The organism is Desulfonatronovibrio magnus, assembly GCF_000934755.1.
In the GTDB taxonomy this organism is placed as follows: Bacteria; Desulfobacterota; Desulfovibrionia; order Desulfovibrionales; family Desulfonatronovibrionaceae; genus Desulfonatronovibrio; species Desulfonatronovibrio magnus.
Map to the genome: position 1 here is coordinate 268,146 of NZ_KN882175.1, position 19,472 is coordinate 287,617.

Consider the following 19,472-nt stretch of genomic DNA (forward strand, 5'->3'; position numbering starts at 1 on the left):
GGGAAAATGAAATGAACAAAATACAGATATATGATACTACTTTAAGAGACGGTTCCCAGGCTGAAGACGTTCACTTTTCTACTGAGGACAAAATAAGAATCGCCTGCAAGCTGGATGAACTGGCTGTGCACTACATTGAAGGGGGGTGGCCCGCTTCAAATCCCACTGACCAGAAATTTTTCAGGGAGATCAGAAACTACGCCCTGAAAAATTCCAAAATTACTGCTTTTGGCAGTACCCATCCAGCTAAGCGCACTCCTGAAAGTGACCCCAACCTGCAGTCATTAATTGCTGCAGAAACTGATGTATTAACAATTTTTGGAAAAACCTGGGACGTGCATGTTCATGATGCTCTCCGAACCACCTTAGAAAGAAATCTGGAGCTGATATACAATTCCCTTGCTTATCTTAAGCCCAAGGTTAAAGAACTTTTCTTTGACGCAGAACACTTTTTTGATGGGTTCAAGGCCAACAAAGAATATGCCTTGAGCTGTCTGCGCAAGGCACTGGAAGGTGGAGCCCAGATGGTTATCCTGTGCGATACCAACGGTGGCACCACGCCCATGGAGATTAAGGAAATAATAGATACAGTCAAGGCCGAGATCCCTGATATTCCTTTTGGCATTCATACCCACAACGATTCTGAGCTTGCAGTAGCCAACGCTCTTATTGCTGTGGACCTTGGTGCCAGACAGGTTCAGGGAACCATCAACGGCTATGGAGAAAGATGCGGCAATGCCAACCTGTGTTCCATTATTCCCAATCTGCAGCTGAAAATGGGCATGGAGTGCATTCCTCAGCAAAATCTAAGTATTCTTACCTCAGTGGCACACTATGTTGCTGAGATTGCCAACCTGGGCGCTTTTCATCGTCAACCTTACGTTGGAAGGTCTGCATTTGCCCATAAAGGCGGCATCCATGTCAGTGCTGTGCAGCGAAATGCCAGAACTTACGAACATATTGTTCCGGAACTGGTAGGCAACAAACAGCGCATCCTTTTGTCCGATCTGGCCGGACAGAGCAATATTTTATTCAAAGCCAAACGATATGGATTTCACTTGGACAAAGATGATCCTTTTGTTCTGGATCTGCTCTCCAAGCTGAAAAACCTTGAAAGCCAGGGCTATGAGTATTCAGCAGCAGAAGCTTCCTTTGAACTCCTGCTCAATAGAACTCTGGGCCGTGCCAGGAAATACTTTTCCTTAGACTCATACCGGGTTCTGGAGTCCAAAAGAGGACGCGAGGAAGAACCAATTTCTGAGGCTACTGTCATGGTCCGTGTGGGCGGCATGATGGAGCATACTGCTGCCAACGGAAAAGGTCCGGTTAATGCGTTGGACAACTCACTGCGCAAGGCATTGGAACGTTTCTATCCCTCATTGTCTGAAATGCATCTTGTGGATTTCAAGGTTCGAGTTTTTTCCATTAACGATACTGGAGATTTTGCCGGCACAGCATCCAGAGTAAAGGTGCTCATTGAGTCTGCGGACAAAATCAGCCAGTGGGTTACTGTGGGAGTTTCCTTTAATATTATTGAGGCCAGTCGCCAGGCCCTTGAAGACTCCCTTAACTACAAACTTTTCAAGGACGATCAGGCCAAACTGACCAAAGCCATCAAAGATGCCGAAAAAGGTTAGCTTGAGGGCATCAGCCTGAATCCTGCAGGCTGATGCCCTGAATAACTTTGAAGATAAGCCACTATGCACAAGCCCTTAGCTGAACAGCTCCGGCCTCAAACCATGGAAGATTTTGTTGGCCAGGATCATCTCAAAACAAGAATCAGGGCCATGATCAGCAGCCAGCGACTGCCCAGCATTCTTTTTTTTGGTCCACCCGGATGTGGAAAATCCACGCTGGCCATGATTATTGCCCGTGGCCAGGGCAAGGACTTTATCAGAGTGAGCGCCCCTGAAATTGGTCTTGCCGAACTTAGAAAAAAGATTGCTTCCACCCAGGTTCTGATACTTGATGAATTGCATCGCTTTTCCAAAGCCCAGCAGGATTTTTTTCTGCCACTTCTGGAAACAGGCGAAATAATTCTCCTGGGCACTACTACTGAAAATCCTTCCTTCAGCGTTACCCGCCAGCTTTTATCAAGAATGAATGTTTTGAGGCTAAGGTCATTAACCAGGGATGAGCTTCTAAGTATTGCCCGCCGCTCTGGAGAAGTAATTGATTCAAGAATGCCTGAAAAAAGCTTAGAAATGCTGGCCACTCTCGCTGGAGGAGATGCCAGAAGTTTTTTGAATCTTCTGGAGTATGTTCGCGGACTTGATCAGAAGGAACTTGAACCGGACAGGCTTAAAATGGCTCTTCCTGAAGCGGTCATTCGCGGGGATCGAGCAGGTGATTCTCATTATGAACTGGCTTCAGCCCTGATTAAATCCATAAGAGGCAGTGATCCTGACGCAGCTTTGTATTATCTGGCCTGCCTGCTGGAATCTGGGGAAGATCCACGTTTTGTCTGTCGCAGGCTGATTCTTTCTGCTTCTGAAGATATTGGTCTGGCTGAACCAATGGCCCTGCCCATGGCTGTTTCATGTCAGCATGCTGTGGAGTTTGTAGGTATGCCGGAAGGTTTTATCCCCCTTGCAGAAACAGTGGTCTACTTAGCTCTTGCTCCAAAGTCCAATTCTTCATATGCTGGCTATCTCACCGCACAAAAAGAGATACGCCTCAATGGAGCTAAGCCGGTACCTCTGCACCTGCGCAATCCATCCACCAGCCTGCACAAAGAGTGGGGCTACGGTCAGGGATACAAATATCCCCATGCCTTTCCCGATGCCTGGGCAGACCAGGACTATCTTCCGTCTGACATCAAAGGCAAAAAATTCTATCATCCCAAACAACAGGGTTACGAACCTAAACTGCTGGCCTGGCTAAAAAAAAGAAAGAAAGTCTGAGACGTACTGTACACTCAACCTGATTACCAGCTATCTATCTGCAGATTGCTGAGCTGAACTGTCTGCAGTCATAAGTACTTCACTTAATTCCATTATAGTACCAAGACCTGCTGAGGATTGACCTGACCTGGGGCAGACTATTGGTTTGTAACCCAGTTTTCCAGCCTGCTTCATACGCAGGTCATGCCCGAGAACAGGCCTGATCTGACCGTTGAGATCCACCTCTCCCCAGAATACCGAACGTTCAGGAAGACTTACATTATGAAATGACGACAGAACAGAAGCCACCAGACCAAGATCCATGCCCGGATCTGTCAGCCTCAAGCCTCCGCCAATTTTTGCATAGATATCAGATTGAGCCAGATTGATACCAAGCTTTTTTTCCATGACTGCCAGGAGCAGGTGGAGTCGATTGATATCAAAACCCAAAGCGGTCCTCCTTGGTATGGCCAGAAAACTGGCTCCTGCCAGAGCCTGCACCTCCACTGCAAATGGTTTTTGTCCATCCACAGCCATGACAATGGAAGATCCGCTCAATTCAGGGTCACGGGCCTGGAGAAAAAAGGTGGAAGGATCCTGTACACTGCTTAGTCCGGAACTGGTCATCTCAAACATGACCAGTTCATTAGCCGGACCAAACCTGTTTTTCACCACCCTTAATATCCGAAAGAGATGCTCTTTATCCCCTTCGAGATAAAGCACTGTATCAACCATATGCTCCAGAAGCTTGGGTCCGGCTATCTGTCCTTCTTTTGTGACATGCCCCACCAGTATAACACAGGTTCCGGTATCTTTGGCCCTTTGAATAAGCTTGGAGGTCACTGAGCGAATCTGGGATGGTGTGCCTGGAATTGAATCAAGCTGTGCAGAAGCAACGGTCTGGACTGAATCTACAATAATCAATCCAACTCGTCTCGCCTGTTCAAAGCAGATCTGAATATCCTCTAAGGCGTTGGTGGCAATGACCTTTATACCGCTGTCCAACAGTTCAAGCCTTTCTGCTCTGGATCTAATCTGGGGAAGCGATTCTTCACCGCTTACATAAAGCGCTCCATGACCCTTCTGGGCCATAGCAGCGCAGAGTTGAAGCAGCAGGGTGGATTTTCCGATTCCTGGCTCGCCACCCACCAGGATGACCGAACCAGGTACCACTCCACCTCCCAGAAGATCATCAAACTCCGGCATGGCAGTGTTTAAAAAATCTGCTGAATCAGTACTGACTTCTTTTATGTCCTGGGGATGATTGTCTCTTGAAGACAGTGATGTGGATTTGACCTGTTCCAGATTGCGCGATTCTAAACTGTTCCATTCACCGCAACGGGGGCATTGCCCCTGCCAGCGCGGAGACTGGGCACTGCAGAATGAACAGATATATACGCTTTTGGACTTCATCAAGAACTACAAGGCAGGATTATGAGCTTCAATAACTTCAAGTCCGAATTCCTGTACATTTTCCGGTGGATCATAAAATACCACCATAAATGGGGTGTAACTGCCCGGATCAACATGCTTGTTAGTGGTCAGTACTCCCAGCCTGGCCTGAAGAGTTGATTCCAGTTCCTCCCGATTAGAAACTTGAAGCTGGAATAATGAGGCCACGTTACCGCAGAGAAACTCCTTTTCCACAACAACATTACCCTGGGCATCATAAAGAGAGGCCCGGAGCTTGATCATGGATTTTGGTTCCTGAAAGTTATTAACAGCCTGACCTTCAATCACAAACAATTGCCCAATTTTGTCATTGGTGACAAAGTATTGACGAATATTTTCCAGAGAGATATCTCTAACATCTTCTTCAGTGAACTCGGTCTGCCGTTGAACCTCATCTTGTTCGTCTTCTGGAGCAAGAAAAGGAATACTGAGGCCACTGAACCTCGGAGCCACAACAAAGAGTAACAAGCCAAGCACAACGAGAGCAGTTGCCCCCATAACTGCTGCCATGATTTTCTTGCGTCTTGGCATGGGAGCAGCAGGAGCAATGTCAACATTCATATCATCAGGGTCCCACTCTGGTTCATCTGGAGCCTGACTCTCTTCTGAAGCTGACTCACCCATGGAAAAATCATCAGAATATTCATCAGAAAGGTCGCTTAGAAAATCATCATCTTCATTCAAAGCAGAGAGCTTGAATACGTGCTCACACCTGGTACACCTGACTTTAATTTCATCCTTGAACTTGGACTCATCAAAATTATACTTGGTGGAACAATTGGGGCATTGGACTATCATGACTGATCTCCGGTTATATGTCCGGTATTTATCATTCGGGAATTAACTCAAATATTCCCGTCAGATTTCGATATTTTTCTGCATAATCCAGGCCATAGCCTACGAGAAATCCACTTTGCAGAACAAATCCGGGATAGTCAACCCTGACCTCCACCTGACGACGTTCATGCTTATCCAATAAAGCGCACACAGCAATGGACAGTGCCCCCCTCGTCTTAAGGACTTGTGACAGATAGTGAATGGACAGGCCTGTATCCACAATATCTTCTATAATAAGTACATGCTTATTGAGGACGGAAAGTTCCATATCCTTGGAAAACTGAACCTTTCCAGAACTCTGAGTGCCATCTCCATACGAAGACATACGCAAAAAGTCCATTTCCGGATCAATGGTCATGCTCCTCAAAAGATCAGCATAAAATATGAAGGCACCTTTAAGCACACATACTGTTATTAATGGTTTATCCTTGTAATTTAATGAAATTTCTGCACCCATTTCAGCAACACGCTGCTGTATTTCCTTGCTTGATATTCTCTCTATGAGCTTCATAATCAATCTCGCTGGTATCAACTTCTCTTAAAACTTCATGTGGTAAGGGATACGAAATATTAAATTTACATTTCCATTAACATGGCGGTCTCGTCACAGTCTGGAAACTTGGGGCAGCGAAGACAGTCAGCCCAAACCTTTTGTGGCAGCACGTCCTTGCCAATTTCTTCAAAGCCCAGCTTCTGGAAAAAAACCGCCTGATAAGTCAAGGTAAAAACCTTGTAGATGCCAAGGGTCACAGCCTCACTTAAACATGATTCCACCAGTTTGCTGCCCCACCCTGTTCCCCTGGCGCGAGTAACAACAGCAAGAGATCTTATTTCAGCCAGATTATCCCATACAATGCTCAGAGCACAACAGCCCAGAATTCCTTCTGCGCCCTCTTGGCAAACTACATAATAGTCCCGCAGATGACCATATAAGTCACTGTAGGATCTTGGCAAAAGAAGTTCCTGCTTGGAGCATTCCATCAAAAGGGCATGAATCCATTTGACGTCGCCCATTCTGGCTTTGCGTAAAATATTTTTTCCCACCCTGTTTATCTTCCACCCGTAATTATTGCTCGTGACAGTAATAATTCAAGACCCATTCTTAATCAACTCTTCAATGATCTCAATAAGAATTTCGGTTTCAACCAGTTCATAGAATTCATGAGTCTTATTGCCGCTGCGGTCAAAAATCAATGTATAAGGTATCCGCTCAATTTCATAATCATTCATAACTTGATCCAGGGCATGCACTACCTTATAGTTTAAACCAATCCTCTCAACAAAAGGGGATATAACCGAAGGATCAAAATCCAGAGACGGGCCGATGATGGTCAGATCATCGTGACTGTACATTTCCCTGATCTTGATCAGTTCAAGAATCTCTGCTCGACAGGGAGCGCACCAGGTAGCCCAGAAATTCAAAAGTACAACCTGCCCCTTTTCCTGCTCAATAAGCTCATTAATTCCATCGGAATCCACCCTTGGATAAGTTTCATGCGCCTGGACAAAATTAATGTGCAAAGCCATAAAAAATAAAATAAGCATAACTGGTAATCTTGATTTCATCTTCTCTTTCTCTTTAAATTTGAAATGCCACAAAAAACAAAGGCTCAGATCATTGAAACTTTGCCCAGCCTGACCAGCCAGACAAGTCAGACCAGTCCGACTTGTCAGACAACTTTAACAGACTCACAAAGCTGCCGGGCAACCTTCACTGCAGAAACAGCATCAGGCGCATAACCGTCAGCCTGAATTTTATCGGCATATGCCTGGGTGACAACTGCCCCGCCCACCATTACCGAACACTTGAGTTTCTGCTCTTTTATGAGCTTGATGGTCTCTTCCATTTTGACCATGGTGGTGGTCATGAGAGCTGAAAGACCTATTAAACTTGCCTTATTAGCTTTTGCTGTGTCAACTATATCACTTGCTGAAACATCCTTGCCCATATCCACAACATTAAATCCGTAGTTTCGCAACATGAGACAGACAATATTCTTTCCAATGTCATGGATGTCACCTTCTACAGTAGCCATAATTATTGTGGAGCCCACATCCTGGTCATCCTTCTTGAGCATGGGACGCAGGAACTCAAAACCTGCCTTCATGGTTTCAGCGCTTAAGATCAATTGAGGCAAAAAGTACTCTCTCTTTTCATACTTTTCACCCACAAGATTGATGGCCGGAATCATTTCATCGTTAACAAGACTGAAAGGCTGCTTCCCATTTGCCAACGCTTCCTTGAGCAAATCCACAATTAATTCTTTTCTGCCCTTTACAACTGCTTCTTTCAGACTGGAACCAAAATCTTCAACTTGCAGCGCAGCCTGATGTATGTATTCTCCAGAGGGTTTCCAGCCTGAATACTTGCTGACAAATTCTTCCGCCATATTGTCTTTTCCGAGGACAACATTGGACGCAGCCATGACTTCCCTTATTCGTGCAGACCCAGGATTAGCAATCAGAGAGGTCATTCCCGCAGCAAGACACATGGCCAGAAAGGTTGAATTAATCAGTTCCCTTGCGGGTAGTCCAAAAGAAATATTGGAAAGACCCATTATTGTCCCAAGCCCCCACCTTTTCCGACACTGTCCAATGACCTCAAGACAGTCTAAGGCAGCACTGGAGTTGGAGGATATGGTCAGGGCCAGAGCGTCCACTATAATCAGCCTTCTCGGAATATTGATTTCTTCAGCTTTTATCAAGAGCTTCTCAATAATGTCCAAGCGCTGGGCCGCAGTAGCAGGGAGTTTGCTGCCCTCTAAGGGCAACAGAATAAACGGTGCTCCAAATTCCCGACAAAGCGGGCCCAGTACATCCATTTTATCCTGTTCACCACTGATGGAATTGACCAGAATGCTGCCTGGATATTCAAAAAGCGATTTTTTTATGGCTTCAGGATTACTGGAATCAACACACAAAGGAACATCAAAACGCGCTGTCAATTCTCTAATCAGGGACGGCAGAACTTTTTCTTCCTCCACCATGGGAGCACCCACATTGACATCCAGCACCCCGGCACCATAGGCAATCTGTTCTTCAGCAAGCTGCAGTGCTCTCGTGAATTCAAAACCCTGCAATTGTGCGGTAAGATCTTTTTTTCCTGTAGGGTTGATTCGCTCTCCCACGAGAACAGGTTTGTAATTAAAGCCCAAACAAGCCTTTCTGCTCCTGGAAGTAAGCACTATGCAAGGCTTGTTCTGATTAGACGGCTGCTGTACAGATAAATTTTGTGCCATCTGCTTCAAGGCCCTGATATGATCAGGGGTTGTGCCACAACACCCACCCACCAGCTTGACCCCCATGGAAATAAAAGGAACAAGCTTTTCCACAAACTCTTCCGGACCCAGCTTGAAAACTGTTTTACCATCCTCTAATACTGGCAGACCGGCATTGGGCTGCACCAGTAAAGGAGTATCAAGATGATCCAGCATGGATTCCACAAGGGGAATAAAATCCTCAGGACCTGAACTGCAATTAATACCCACAATATCCACACCCAGATTCTGCGCAGCGTCAAGATACACATCAGGTGAAGTGCCGGTAAGACTTTGCCCCTGCTCAAAAGTCATGGAAATAGCTACAGGCAAATCACAGACTTGCCTTGTAGCAATGATCACAGCCCTGGCTTCAGCGAGATCGAAATGGGTCTCCCCGATTATCAGGTCAACCCCTCCACGAACCAGTCCAGTTATCTGTTCCCTGAAGACAGAAACTATCTCAGAAAATTCCATATCTCCAAGAGGGGCAAGCATTCTGCCAGTGGGGCCGACACTCCCTGCCACCAGAGCCTTGCCATGAGCTGCGCTTCTCGCTAACACAGCCATGCGCTCATTGAAATCCGTGGGATTAATTTCAGAGCCCAGCTTAAATCTTGATCCACCAAAGGTATTGGTTGTAATAAAGTCAGCACCTGCTCTTACATAAAGCTCATGTGCCTGCCTGATAGCTTCTGGATTTTCCAGTCCGAGCTCTTCTGGAGATTGACCAGGTTTTAGACCTTTGGACTGAAGCAGAGTGCCCATCCCTCCGTCGAAAACCAGCACCCTGTTACTGTTGATCAATTGCTTAAATATCATGATGGTAGTTCCAGTTTATATTTGATACCTGTAATTCTTGTAAGAGCATCACCCCAAAGCGGCTGGGTGACGACGAAATAATAAAAAACCTGAAAGCACTAAGAAAAAAAACACTGATGAGACAAAGCTGGTCAAAAAATCTGTCTGTATTATGTTTGATAATCAGCAAAGAAAAGGGCATACTGAAATTTATTGAAAAGGACAAATAAAAACTATAAGCTAAAAAACTTGCCGGAAATAGCTGACTTAGATGGTTTCCATCCGGAAAGTCTTTCTTTCCAGATGTTGAAGCTGCTGGTTTTCTTTACGGAAACGAGGATTTTTTTCTTTTGGCAAGGAAATTAAGCAATTGTGAGGATGCGGATTTTAATACGTTGACCAATAATTGTGCAGATTGACGCCGATAGAAGGAAAAAGAACCGTTTCCGGATGAAAACTAGCTGGTATCTGCTTAGCGCTTTGGATGTGGCACGGGGGACTGGCTCTTCCGGGACCCACTTGTCCCAAAAAATGAGATATTTTAAGCACAAAATGATGTTCAAGTGGGTCCCGGAGTGCCTGTCCCCTGCTTTCCTTAAAAGCTCCTCACCTGGGCAGACCAGGACCGAACCTGTGAGTAACTTTAAGAGTCTGTCACTTTTCTGAAAATTGAGACAGTCCCCGCGAGGTGCTACAAACAAGACTGATGCTGCATTGGTTCCTGGTAGAAATTGATTTAATGATAAAATTTACACAGCGAGGGACAGTCCCTGTGCCAGGCGCAAAGTTCCCATCTTTGACGGAAATTTTCTGGCAAATGTTCATGTATCATAGGCAAAAATCGTAAAAATGTGAAAACTGTAACCGTCTGATTTTATTGGCAAAACGACTCCAGTTACTTGTAAGCGCTAAGCAGGTACACTAGCTGAAACATTCATATCTGTTAGAATGACATTCGCCATGCCATCAATAGACGGATTCTCTGCTTATATACAGCAAAGTGTCTTAAAACAGACAACCCGACTGAGGCTTGTTATAAAATTATGAAAAAAAAAGATAAAAAAGTGACACTTACTGCTGAGCAGAAAAAAAAGGCTCAGCAGATTTGCAAGGATATCTGCACCAGGCCCAATTCATCTCCTTCTGTAACTGACCCGCTTAAAATATATATGCGGGAACTGGGCAGCTTTCCGCCCCTGAGCGCAGAGGAAGAATTTGAACTGGCCAGAAAATTCAGAGAAAACGACGACCGCGACGCAGCACTGAAGCTGGTCACTTCCAACCTGCGTCTTGTGGTTCGCATAGCCATGGAATTTCAGCGTAAATGGATGAAAAACGTCCTGGACCTTATCCAGGAAGGCAATGTCGGCCTTATGAAGGCATTGAAAAAGTTTGATCCGGACAAAGGCATCAAGTTCTCATACTATGCTTCTTTCTGGATCCGGGCATATATACTCAAGTTCATAATGGACAACTGGCGCATGGTTAAAGTAGGAACCACCCAGGCTCAACGCAAGCTTTTTTACAACCTTGGCAAGGAAAAACAGCGATTGGAGTCCCTCGGCATCTCACCTGATTCTGACACCATTTCGCAAAACCTTGACGTTTCAGAGTCTGATGTAGTGGAAATGGGGCAAAGGCTTGGTCAATATGATCTTTCTCTCGACATGCCCCTCGGCGATGATTCTGAACTGACGCCCATGAATTTCATCCCGGCCATTGGAGATGGAGCAGAAGATATTCTGCTGCAGGAAGAAACAGCTGAAATCCTGAACACCAATATTCAGGAGCTTTTACCTAATCTGAATGAAAAGGAAAAGGACATCATTGAACTGAGACTCCTCGCGGAAACTCCCATGACCCTCCGAGAAATTGGAGAGAAATACAACATCACAAGAGAAAGGGTCCGCCAGATTGAAGCCCGTCTACTGGAAAAAATCAAAAATCATATAAAAGGCAACATTTCAGACTTTTCCAAGGAGTGGCTGCAAGATGACTGATGAGATGACAGACAAACTGACTTATGTGCGGGAAAAGTCCCGGGAAATGGCGAGACAGTGCAATCTGGATTTTTATATTGATTTTGCAGCTGAGCATTCTCTTGCCAAGGAAATTTTCTTCACACACCCCCTGATGGTACGATTGCGAGAAGATGTACTGCCATTTCTTAACGACGGATACGGACATGGTATTAAACATTCCAAACTGGTTGCCATTGACGCAGGCACCCTTGGCATCATTGAAACCAAAACAGTAAATAACCCTGCTGAAAGCAAGAAGTTCTGCATTCTGGCCCAGATGTGCGGACTGTTGCATGATATCTGCCGTCTTGAAGACGATCATGCCGTTAAGGCTGCTGAATTCTCGGAAATTATTCTTAAGGACTACCCACTTTCAACCGAAGATAAAAACAATATTGCTTTTGCTGTACGCACTCATGAAGCCTTTAAAACCTGGCCCCGGGGGGATACGAGCTCAAGCAGGCTTCTAAGTGCTGCACTTTATGACGCAGACAAGTTTCGCTGGGGGCCTGACAACTTCATAACCACCCTGTGGGAAATATGCTACTACGAAGAGTGGACTTTACAGGAAATTATTGAAAGATTTCCTGCAGGTCTGCAAATGATGGAAAAAATCATAGACACTTTCCGCACACCGACAGGCCGTATTTATGGACCTGAATTCATCAGATGCGGACTTGAAATCGGCTCTGGTGTTTACAGACTTTTGAAACAGGACGTTCCTTGAAAAGTACCTGATAATTTTTAACTCGCAAGCTCTCAAGTTATTATGAATAAACCACATTTCTATTTTCTATCAGTCCTTCTGCTGCTCTCTGCATGTGCCCCCAAAACCCCTGTGGTTCAAGAGGAAGTACACTGGAGATTGTCCCCTGAAGCAAGCCTGACTTACTACTACCTGCGCGCCAGGGATGAACTGGCCCTTGGTAATTTCTACCAGGCTGGAGCTTTGCTGGACAGAGCCCTTGCACACCACCCTGATCCTGATCTTTACATGGAGGCAGCCAGGGCATACTGGCGGGCGGGAGAAAAGGACAAATCCCTGACCAGCATGGAAGAAGCCCTTGATAAGTTTCCTGACAAAGCTCAGCTTTATATTGTCCTCGCAGAACTGTACCTCCTGGAAAACCGTGAGGACGAATCCATGAATGTTCTTGAGAGGTACAGAAGAAATTTTCCTGATGATCTCGATATATATCAGGACCTGGCATCATTTTATATTGAAATGGGCAAATATCCGGAAGTCGTGGATTTGCTGCAGGAAGTTCCATTAGAGCTGAAAACTCCGGAAATGCTTTATTATATCGGACGAGCAAGCAATATGATAGGAGACAGGTCCAAGGCCTTATCGTATCTGCGTCAAGCCACTGAACAAAGACCAGACTTTTTCCAGGCCTGGGCCGAACTTGCATTCATATACGAGCAGGACAGGAATTACCTCAAAGCCATTGAAATTTATAAAAAGCTGCTGCAGTCTGGTCAAAGAAGTCCTGATTTGTATCTGCGTCTTGTTGAACTCCACCTTAAACTCAACAACCCGGATAGTGCTCTCGAAATTTTAGAACAGGGCCCAATAGATTATCAGTTTCGATTAGATGCTGCATATCAGTTTATTCAGAACAGCTTCTATTCCGGGGCCCAGCAGATCTTAGAACAAATCATGGATCGAGGAGCTTATCCTCCCACAGTATACTTTTATCTTGCCCTGACCGCATATCAGGGATGGTCTGACCCGGACAGAGCACTGTCCTACCTCAGTGCCATTCCTGAAGACGACTACTATCATATGCAGTCATTATCCTTCAGCATTCAGATATATTTTGAACAGGAGCAGTATTTTGAAGCTTTGGAACTGTCTGCTTTAGGACAAACACTGCACCCGAGAGAGAGAAGTTTTATTTTATTTGAGGCCATAATACTTGAAACTCTCGAAGAGTATTCAGCTGCCTTGAATGTACTGGAACACGGTCTTGGAAAATGGCCCATGGATACAGATTTTTTATTCAGAAAAGGTGTGGTATGGGATAAAAAAGGCAACAGGGAAAAAACCATTGAGCTCATGGAGAAAATAATAACCATTGACCAGGATCACCATGAAGCCTTGAACTATGTAGGCTATACTCTTGCAGAAAAAAACCGCGACCTTGAAAGGGCACTGGTTTTAATCAACAGGGCCCTGCAATATAGACCATCAAGCGGTCACTATATTGATTCCCTGGCATGGGTCTATTACAAAATGGGTAAATATTCCAAAGCTTGGACAGAAATTCAAAGAGCTGTAGAGTTTCTTGATGATGACCCTATTGTGTGGGAACACTACGGAGACATTGCCCTTGCCTTAGACAAGCCGGACCTGGCTATCTACGGCTACAAGAAAGCCCTGGAATATGATCCTGAAAATCCTGAAGAAATTATGCAAAAAATTGAAACCCTGCATCAGCAGCTTTCCAACAACTAAAGCTGAATGATCCGCAATGAATCATCTTAAACGACTGATAATTCTGATTGTTCTGCTTACTCTGAGCATGGCCTGCGCACCCAAAACAGTCACTTTGGAGCGGCCGGCCCATTTTGTCTGGAAAGATATGCACAACAGAATTCAAACTCTCCCTGAGGATCAGCCATTTCTCATTAACGCATCCATTACCTATATATCTCCTCAAGACAGAAATCGACTACAGGCTGCTGTGTGGGGCAGGCTGGATTATCCCGTCCGGATGGATCTCAGTGCCGGATTTGGACAGACTGTGACCATGTGGTACGAGGATCCTTTTGAATGGCAAGCCTATTTCCCTGGAGAAAACACCAAATACCACCACTACGATGGTCGCATTGGGGCATCATACATTGGGTATGCCAGCCCGTTTAATCTGAGGACCACTGCCAGAATTCTTCTTGGCGATCTGCGGGGCCTTATACCTTCTGAGTATTATGGATTCAGCCGCTGCAACGGATGCTGGGAGTACAGCTTTCAGGACAGCTGGATACAGAGCTTGACCGTGTCCATGAATGGAGAGCTGCTCTCCATGTCCGGTCACGACTGGAAAGTAGAATTTACAGGTTATACTATTGTAGACCAGGCTGCGTATTATTCAAGACTTGAAATGCATCTTCCCGGAGACGAAAAGATCATGATACGCATCAGATCGGTAAAGTTAGAAGAATTAGAGTGGGAACCAGGGCAATTGGAACTTAAAGCCCCTCCGCAGGCTGAACATGTATACCTTCCGGGACTGTAATTTTCTGGTATCTGTTCAGTGCTTAGCTTATGGCACGGGAGCTGGTTCTTCCTGAACCCGCTTATCCCCGATAAATGAAATTTTTGTACAAAAAAATATGTTCAGGTGGGTCCAGCAGTTATAGTGCCCTGCCTCACTAAAAAATCACTATTTTTTCACTCAAGTGACAGTAACGAGGAATTTTTTATGAAACCAGACAATACACTTTGTCACAATTTTAAACACAGCCTGACGCCGCTTCAGCTCTTCGGTGTAGCCTGGAAGCTGATATTAACAGAGATGAAGTGGTCTTTCACCTATTACTTCCATAGATGGGAAACAAGACAGCTTCGCAAACGTCTCAGGCAGGAAGAGGAAAGGCTCGGCACCCTTTTGCTGAAACATGCCCAAACGAATGATACAGCTTATGACAAAAACACCGAATTAGGCCTTGCTTTGGAACAGGCAGGCATGCTTAAAGACGAAATAATTTATCTACAACAAGAATACCAGGCCAGAAGAGATCTGTTCGTCCAGGAACGTGGATACAGATACCTGGATTCCAAGGACTAATTTATGCAAAACGAGGCAACAACTAAACAGCTTTTTTTTGGATCAGATCACGCTGGATATGAACTCAAACAATTTCTTATGAATCTATTCAGACAGGAATATACTGTTATTGATGTAGGAGCTATGGATAAATCAAGCTGTGATTATCCTGTTTACGCCACAAAGCTGTGTGACTCCGTACTGGAGCATGAAGCCCCAGGCATTCTCATCTGCGGTTCAGGCATTGGCATGTCCATGACCGCCAACCGTATAAAAGGCATCAGAGCGGCTCTCTGCCTCAATGAATATATGGCTGTCATGTCCAGAAAACACAACAATGCCAATGTGTTATGTCTTGGTGAGAGAATTATCGGCATTGACCTTGCCTCTGCCATTGCCAGGGCCTTCCTGTCTGCCCGGTTTGAAGGCGGCAGGCACTTGAAAAGAATTGAACTTATTGACGAACTGGTGCCAACATAAGACCCTTTGCGCATAAAAGTCATCACTTACAGTTAACTACAATTTTTTTGCTTATAAAATCAGATGTGTACAGTTTTCACATTGTGACGATTTTTGCTTATGAATGATGCACATTTGCCAGAAAAGTTACGTCAAAGATGGAAACTTTACGCCTGGCACAGCTTCCTGCCCGGAGGCTTACAGCCCGGAGGGGGACTGTCCCTCGCTGTGTAGATTTTTTCATCAAAGCAAATTTCTTCCAGGAACCAACGCAGTATCAATCTTTTTTATAGTACCTCGCGGGGACTGTCCCAATTTCCAAATATGGGACTGCTCTTCAATGTGGAGGCGGCTTCCAGCCGCCTGGAATTAAATAGCCTGCAGGATGCAGGCTCCACTTTAAAGACAGTTACTCGCAGGTTCGGTCCCGGGCCGCCCCAGGGGAACAAATATGTGACAGTTCTTCAAGGTGGAGGCGGCTTCCAGCCGCCTGGAATTAAATAGCCTGCAGGATGCAGGCTCCACTTTAAAGACAGTCACTCCCAAGTTCGCTCCCGGCCCCCCCGGGCAAGGAGCAAATAATTAACTTTTAACCCAGTTTAATGGAAACTTTTATGACAAACCAAATTGATCAACAAGCTGTTAATGTAATTAAAGGCCTGATAATGGATGCAACCCGCAGGGCTAATTCCGGCCATCCCGGCGGGGCCATGTCTTCAGCTGATTATCTGTACATTCTTTACAAGGATTTTCTCAAATTTGATCCTGAAGATGACCAATGGTTTGACCGTGACAGGTTTGTTCTTTCTGCAGGACATGAATCAATGCTCTTATACAGCCTTCTTTGCATGAGCGGATTCCTCACTCTTGATGATTTAAAAAATTTTCGCCAGTGGGGAAGCAAGACACCCGGCCACCCTGAACATCATATGACCAGAGGAGTTGAAGCTACCACCGGCCCTCTCGGCCAGGGTTTTGGAATGGGAGTTGGCATGGCTGTGGCTGAATCCTTTCTGCGCTCAAAGCTTGGTGCGGACATATGCGATCATTTTACTTATGTGCTGGCTTCCGACGGTGATCTACAGGAACCTATAGCACTTGGCAGCGCAGCCCTGGCTGGCGGATGGGGCCTCAGCAAGCTCATAGTGTATTATGACAGCAATAAAATACAGCTGGCAGGACCTACAGACAGAGCTGACTGTTCAGATTACAAAAAAATATTTGATGCCTTTTGCTGGCAGGTACTTGAAATCGACGGCCATGACCATGATCAGATCAAAAAGGCAATTAACGCTGCCAGACTTGAAGACCAGAGACCCACTCTTATTATCGGGCACACCACAATGGCTAAAGGAAGTGCCACCATGGAAGGTAGCGAGGATACCCACGGTGCTCCTTTTTCTGCTGAAGAAATCAACAAAACAAAAGAAAACCTTCACTTGCCCTCAGATAAAGAATTTTACCTGCCATCTGAAGTAGTTGATCATTTTCAGCACAGATTTTCCAGTCTGAGTGAAAAGGCTGATGCCTGGAAACGCAAACTGGATGATCTTTTACAGACCAATGAAAACCTTAATCAATTCTGGCAGGTAATCAACTCCCCTCTTGATGTTGACAAAATAAAACTCCCTGAGTTTGAACCAGAAAAGGCAGTTGCTACTCGCAAAGCTTTTGGCGCTTGCCTTAACTCATTAATGCATGATCTGCCTAATCTCCTGGGAGGATCAGCAGACCTTGACCCATCCAACCAGACTGTAAAATTCAGAGAAACAGCAGGAATTTTCCACAACATCAACAATCCCTCAGGCAGATATCTCCCCTTTGGTGTACGAGAGTTTCCCATGGCCGCCATTCTAAATGGAATGGCATTGCACAAAGGTACTATCGGCTTTGGAGCAACTTTTCTGGTTTTTTCAGATTACGCCAGAAATGCTTTGCGCATGGCTGCCCTGCAGATGTTGCCCGTAATTCATATTTTCACTCATGACTCTTTTTATGTAGGCGAAGACGGGCCTACCCATCAGCCAGTAGAGCATATAAGTTCACTCAGGCTTATACCCAATATGCATGTCCACCGCCCGGCTGATGCTCAGGAAACCAGAATCTGCCTGAAACTGGCTCTGAGCCAGACTGAGACTCCCAGCGCTGTCATGCTCACCAGACAGGGTGTGCCAACCTTGGACATGGCCCAATATCCCCATTTGGAAAAAGGTGTTAAGCGTGGAGCTTATATTTTAAAAGATGCACAAGACCCTGAAGCCATAATCATAGCCACAGGCTCTGAAGTGCACATTGCCCTGGAAACTGCAGAACGACTCAGGCCTGCCCGTATCCGTGTAGTCAGCGCCCCCTGCTTAGAAATCTTCCAGCAGCAGGATGATGATTACAAAGAACAGGTATTGCCCAGAACTGTCAGAAAAAGATTTGCCATAGAAGCCGGTAAAGGCGACATCTGGTACCGTTATGTGGGATTAGACGGACATGTATACAGTCTGGAAAGATTTGGAGAGTCAGCTCCAGGAAAAGTGCTGGCTGATGAGTTTGGCTTTACAGCAGATAAGTTTACCCGGTATGTTCAGGAAGAACTGCAGAAATAAGCATAAAATTACTACCTGACAGTTTAGCTGGCCTCCTTACGTTCCTTTAATAAAGTGCTTACAATTAAGTTATTATCTTCCACAAATATGAATATGCCCGTCCGGGACTTTACCCGGACGGGCAATATGAAAGCATGTCAAAACTTAAATTACTACAACCCCATGTCCTCATTAATAAGCACAACAATTATCCTTCCTTTGGGAAAAGATTTCTCAGTAATAGTCCAGACATTGCAAATACGATCAGGACTGTTGCAGTCATGGCAATATGCTGTTTTGGCACAGGGAGTCTTCTTATCTAAGCGCATGGTGTTGGCTGGAGCAGCATAATCCTTAATGCGATCCATGGCTTCGTCAATGTCAGCCACTACTTTGTTACGCCCCGTTAAAATCAGTACATTTCGCGGTCCAAAGGCAATGGCTCCCACCCTGTTTCCAAACATGTCCAGATTGACGAGAAAGCCCTGCTCTGTAATAGCATTGGTCCCGCAAACAAAAAGGTCGCTCAGCAAAGCCTGTCGTCGCAGCTCATAGGCAGCTTCAGGCCCTGCAGATTTGTCATAGGTATCCATAACACTGCATTCCTGATTTGACCTTAAAGCTTCATACAGACCCGTATCCTTAAAAGTAACCGATCCTCCCCAGCTTATAGTCTCAGGCTTTAACCCCGGGATAATGGAGTTCAGGACCAGCTCCTTTGCTTCATACCTGTCCTGGGCAAGAAAGCATTCAAAATTATTTTCCTCAAGATTCTCCTTAATCCGTTCCAGCTTGATATTCCAGAATTTCTTGACTTCACTACTCATTTTTTCTCCTTTTTTCGTGGTATTTGATCAGCGAGTTATAATCTATTTCCGCAAATGTTACAAAGCATCAAATACAGAGATTCGCTGTTTGCAGGTTTTGGCGATTTTCACGGAAGATTCATTCACAACATAACAAAAGGGTACCTTCAAAAATCGAAACTATGCGCTTGCAAATCTTCTGCTTCACCAGTACTTGTGCCCTTACCGTAACCACCAACATGCTGGTTGGCAACTCTTAACACTGCATAGAAACTTATTTCATCGTAATAGTTTAGCCATTTGCATGTGGCACGGGGACTGGCTCTTCCGGGACCCACTTGTCTCAAAAGTGAGACGTTTAAATCATCGGTTGATCCTCAAGTGGCGCCCAGAGTGCCTGTCCCCTGCTTTCCTTAAAAAGGGCTAAACTATTACATTTCATCTATCCGCAGAAAGGGATCTGGCTTCTTTGCTGCCTGGTTTATAAATTCCTTGAACCTTTTTCGCAGCAATGATAACTTCTAAGTAACTAAAATCAAATTATCAACAAAATCAGACGGTTATAGTTTTCACAATTTTAAGATTTTTACATATGATTGATTCTCAATTAC

At 45.2% G+C, this 19,472-nt stretch carries 16 protein-coding genes; 9 read left to right on the forward strand and 7 right to left on the reverse strand.

What is annotated here, in order from left to right; translation table 11 throughout:
• Positions 1-11 precede the first annotated feature (11 nt).
• Both cimA and LZ23_RS13165 read left to right on the forward strand, forming a co-directional pair.
• Entirely contained in the window at positions 12-1,637 is a 1,626-nt protein-coding gene (gene cimA / locus LZ23_RS13160) for a citramalate synthase (RefSeq protein WP_045214861.1), read from the forward strand.
• Between the two features lie 63 nt (positions 1,638-1,700).
• Positions 1,701-2,903 carry a replication-associated recombination protein A gene (locus tag LZ23_RS13165; RefSeq protein ID WP_045214863.1) on the forward strand — a complete coding sequence of 401 codons (1,203 nt, stop codon included), beginning with the start codon at positions 1,701-1,703 and terminating at the stop codon, positions 2,901-2,903.
• A 30-nt stretch (positions 2,904-2,933) separates the two neighbouring features.
• Here LZ23_RS13165 and radA read toward each other — a convergent pair whose 3' ends face one another.
• The 6 genes from radA to LZ23_RS13195 all read right to left on the reverse strand — a co-directional run bounded on the left by radA (position 2,934) and on the right by LZ23_RS13195 (position 9,250).
• Entirely contained in the window at positions 2,934-4,295 is a 1,362-nt protein-coding gene (gene radA / locus LZ23_RS13170; RefSeq protein WP_157493229.1) for a DNA repair protein RadA, read from the reverse strand.
• A 6-nt stretch (positions 4,296-4,301) separates the two neighbouring features.
• Positions 4,302-5,132: a DUF3426 domain-containing protein gene (locus tag LZ23_RS13175; RefSeq protein ID WP_045214866.1), complete on the reverse strand. Its 831-nt coding sequence runs from the start codon at positions 5,130-5,132 to the stop codon at positions 4,302-4,304.
• 31 nt (positions 5,133-5,163) lie between these two features.
• Positions 5,164-5,682, reverse strand: coding sequence for a hypoxanthine phosphoribosyltransferase (gene hpt, locus LZ23_RS13180; RefSeq protein ID WP_045214868.1), 519 nt, complete (start codon positions 5,680-5,682; stop codon positions 5,164-5,166).
• A gap of 65 nt (positions 5,683-5,747) precedes the next feature.
• On the reverse strand, positions 5,748-6,215 hold the full coding sequence (locus LZ23_RS13185; protein ID WP_045214870.1) for an N-acetyltransferase: 468 nt from the start codon (positions 6,213-6,215) through the stop codon (positions 5,748-5,750).
• Between the two features lie 45 nt (positions 6,216-6,260).
• Entirely contained in the window at positions 6,261-6,737 is a 477-nt protein-coding gene (locus LZ23_RS13190; RefSeq protein ID WP_052507364.1) for a TlpA disulfide reductase family protein, read from the reverse strand.
• A gap of 104 nt (positions 6,738-6,841) precedes the next feature.
• Positions 6,842-9,250, reverse strand: coding sequence for a homocysteine S-methyltransferase family protein (locus tag LZ23_RS13195; protein WP_045214871.1), 2,409 nt, complete (start codon positions 9,248-9,250; stop codon positions 6,842-6,844).
• 1,022 nt (positions 9,251-10,272) lie between these two features.
• Here LZ23_RS13195 and LZ23_RS13210 point away from each other — a divergent pair.
• The 7 genes from LZ23_RS13210 to tkt all read left to right on the forward strand — a co-directional run bounded on the left by LZ23_RS13210 (position 10,273) and on the right by tkt (position 18,076).
• Positions 10,273-11,229: a sigma-70 family RNA polymerase sigma factor gene (locus LZ23_RS13210; RefSeq protein ID WP_045214876.1), complete on the forward strand. Its 957-nt coding sequence runs from the start codon at positions 10,273-10,275 to the stop codon at positions 11,227-11,229.
• A complete protein-coding gene (locus tag LZ23_RS13215; protein WP_232300494.1) occupies positions 11,222-11,977 on the forward strand; it encodes an HD domain-containing protein in 756 nt (251 codons plus the stop codon). Before LZ23_RS13210 ends, LZ23_RS13215 begins: the two co-directional genes overlap by 8 nt.
• Positions 11,978-12,019: 42 nt before the next feature.
• Complete coding sequence (locus LZ23_RS13220) at positions 12,020-13,708, forward strand: tetratricopeptide repeat protein (protein WP_045214878.1); 1,689 nt, start codon at positions 12,020-12,022, stop codon at positions 13,706-13,708.
• A 16-nt stretch (positions 13,709-13,724) separates the two neighbouring features.
• A complete protein-coding gene (locus LZ23_RS13225; RefSeq protein WP_045214880.1) occupies positions 13,725-14,489 on the forward strand; it encodes a hypothetical protein in 765 nt (254 codons plus the stop codon).
• Between the two features lie 186 nt (positions 14,490-14,675).
• On the forward strand, positions 14,676-15,041 hold the full coding sequence (locus LZ23_RS13230) for a hypothetical protein (RefSeq protein ID WP_045214882.1): 366 nt from the start codon (positions 14,676-14,678) through the stop codon (positions 15,039-15,041).
• Positions 15,042-15,044: 3 nt separating this feature from the next.
• Positions 15,045-15,500, forward strand: a complete 456-nt coding sequence (gene rpiB, locus LZ23_RS13235; protein WP_045214884.1) for a ribose 5-phosphate isomerase B — start codon at positions 15,045-15,047, stop codon at positions 15,498-15,500.
• A 593-nt stretch (positions 15,501-16,093) separates the two neighbouring features.
• Positions 16,094-18,076, forward strand: coding sequence for a transketolase (tkt, locus tag LZ23_RS13245; protein WP_045215453.1), 1,983 nt, complete (start codon positions 16,094-16,096; stop codon positions 18,074-18,076).
• 152 nt (positions 18,077-18,228) lie between these two features.
• Here the strand turns inward: tkt and LZ23_RS13250 are convergent, their stop codons facing one another.
• Entirely contained in the window at positions 18,229-18,882 is a 654-nt protein-coding gene (locus LZ23_RS13250; RefSeq protein WP_045214887.1) for a lactate utilization protein, read from the reverse strand.
• Between the last annotated feature and the right edge of the window lie 590 nt (positions 18,883-19,472).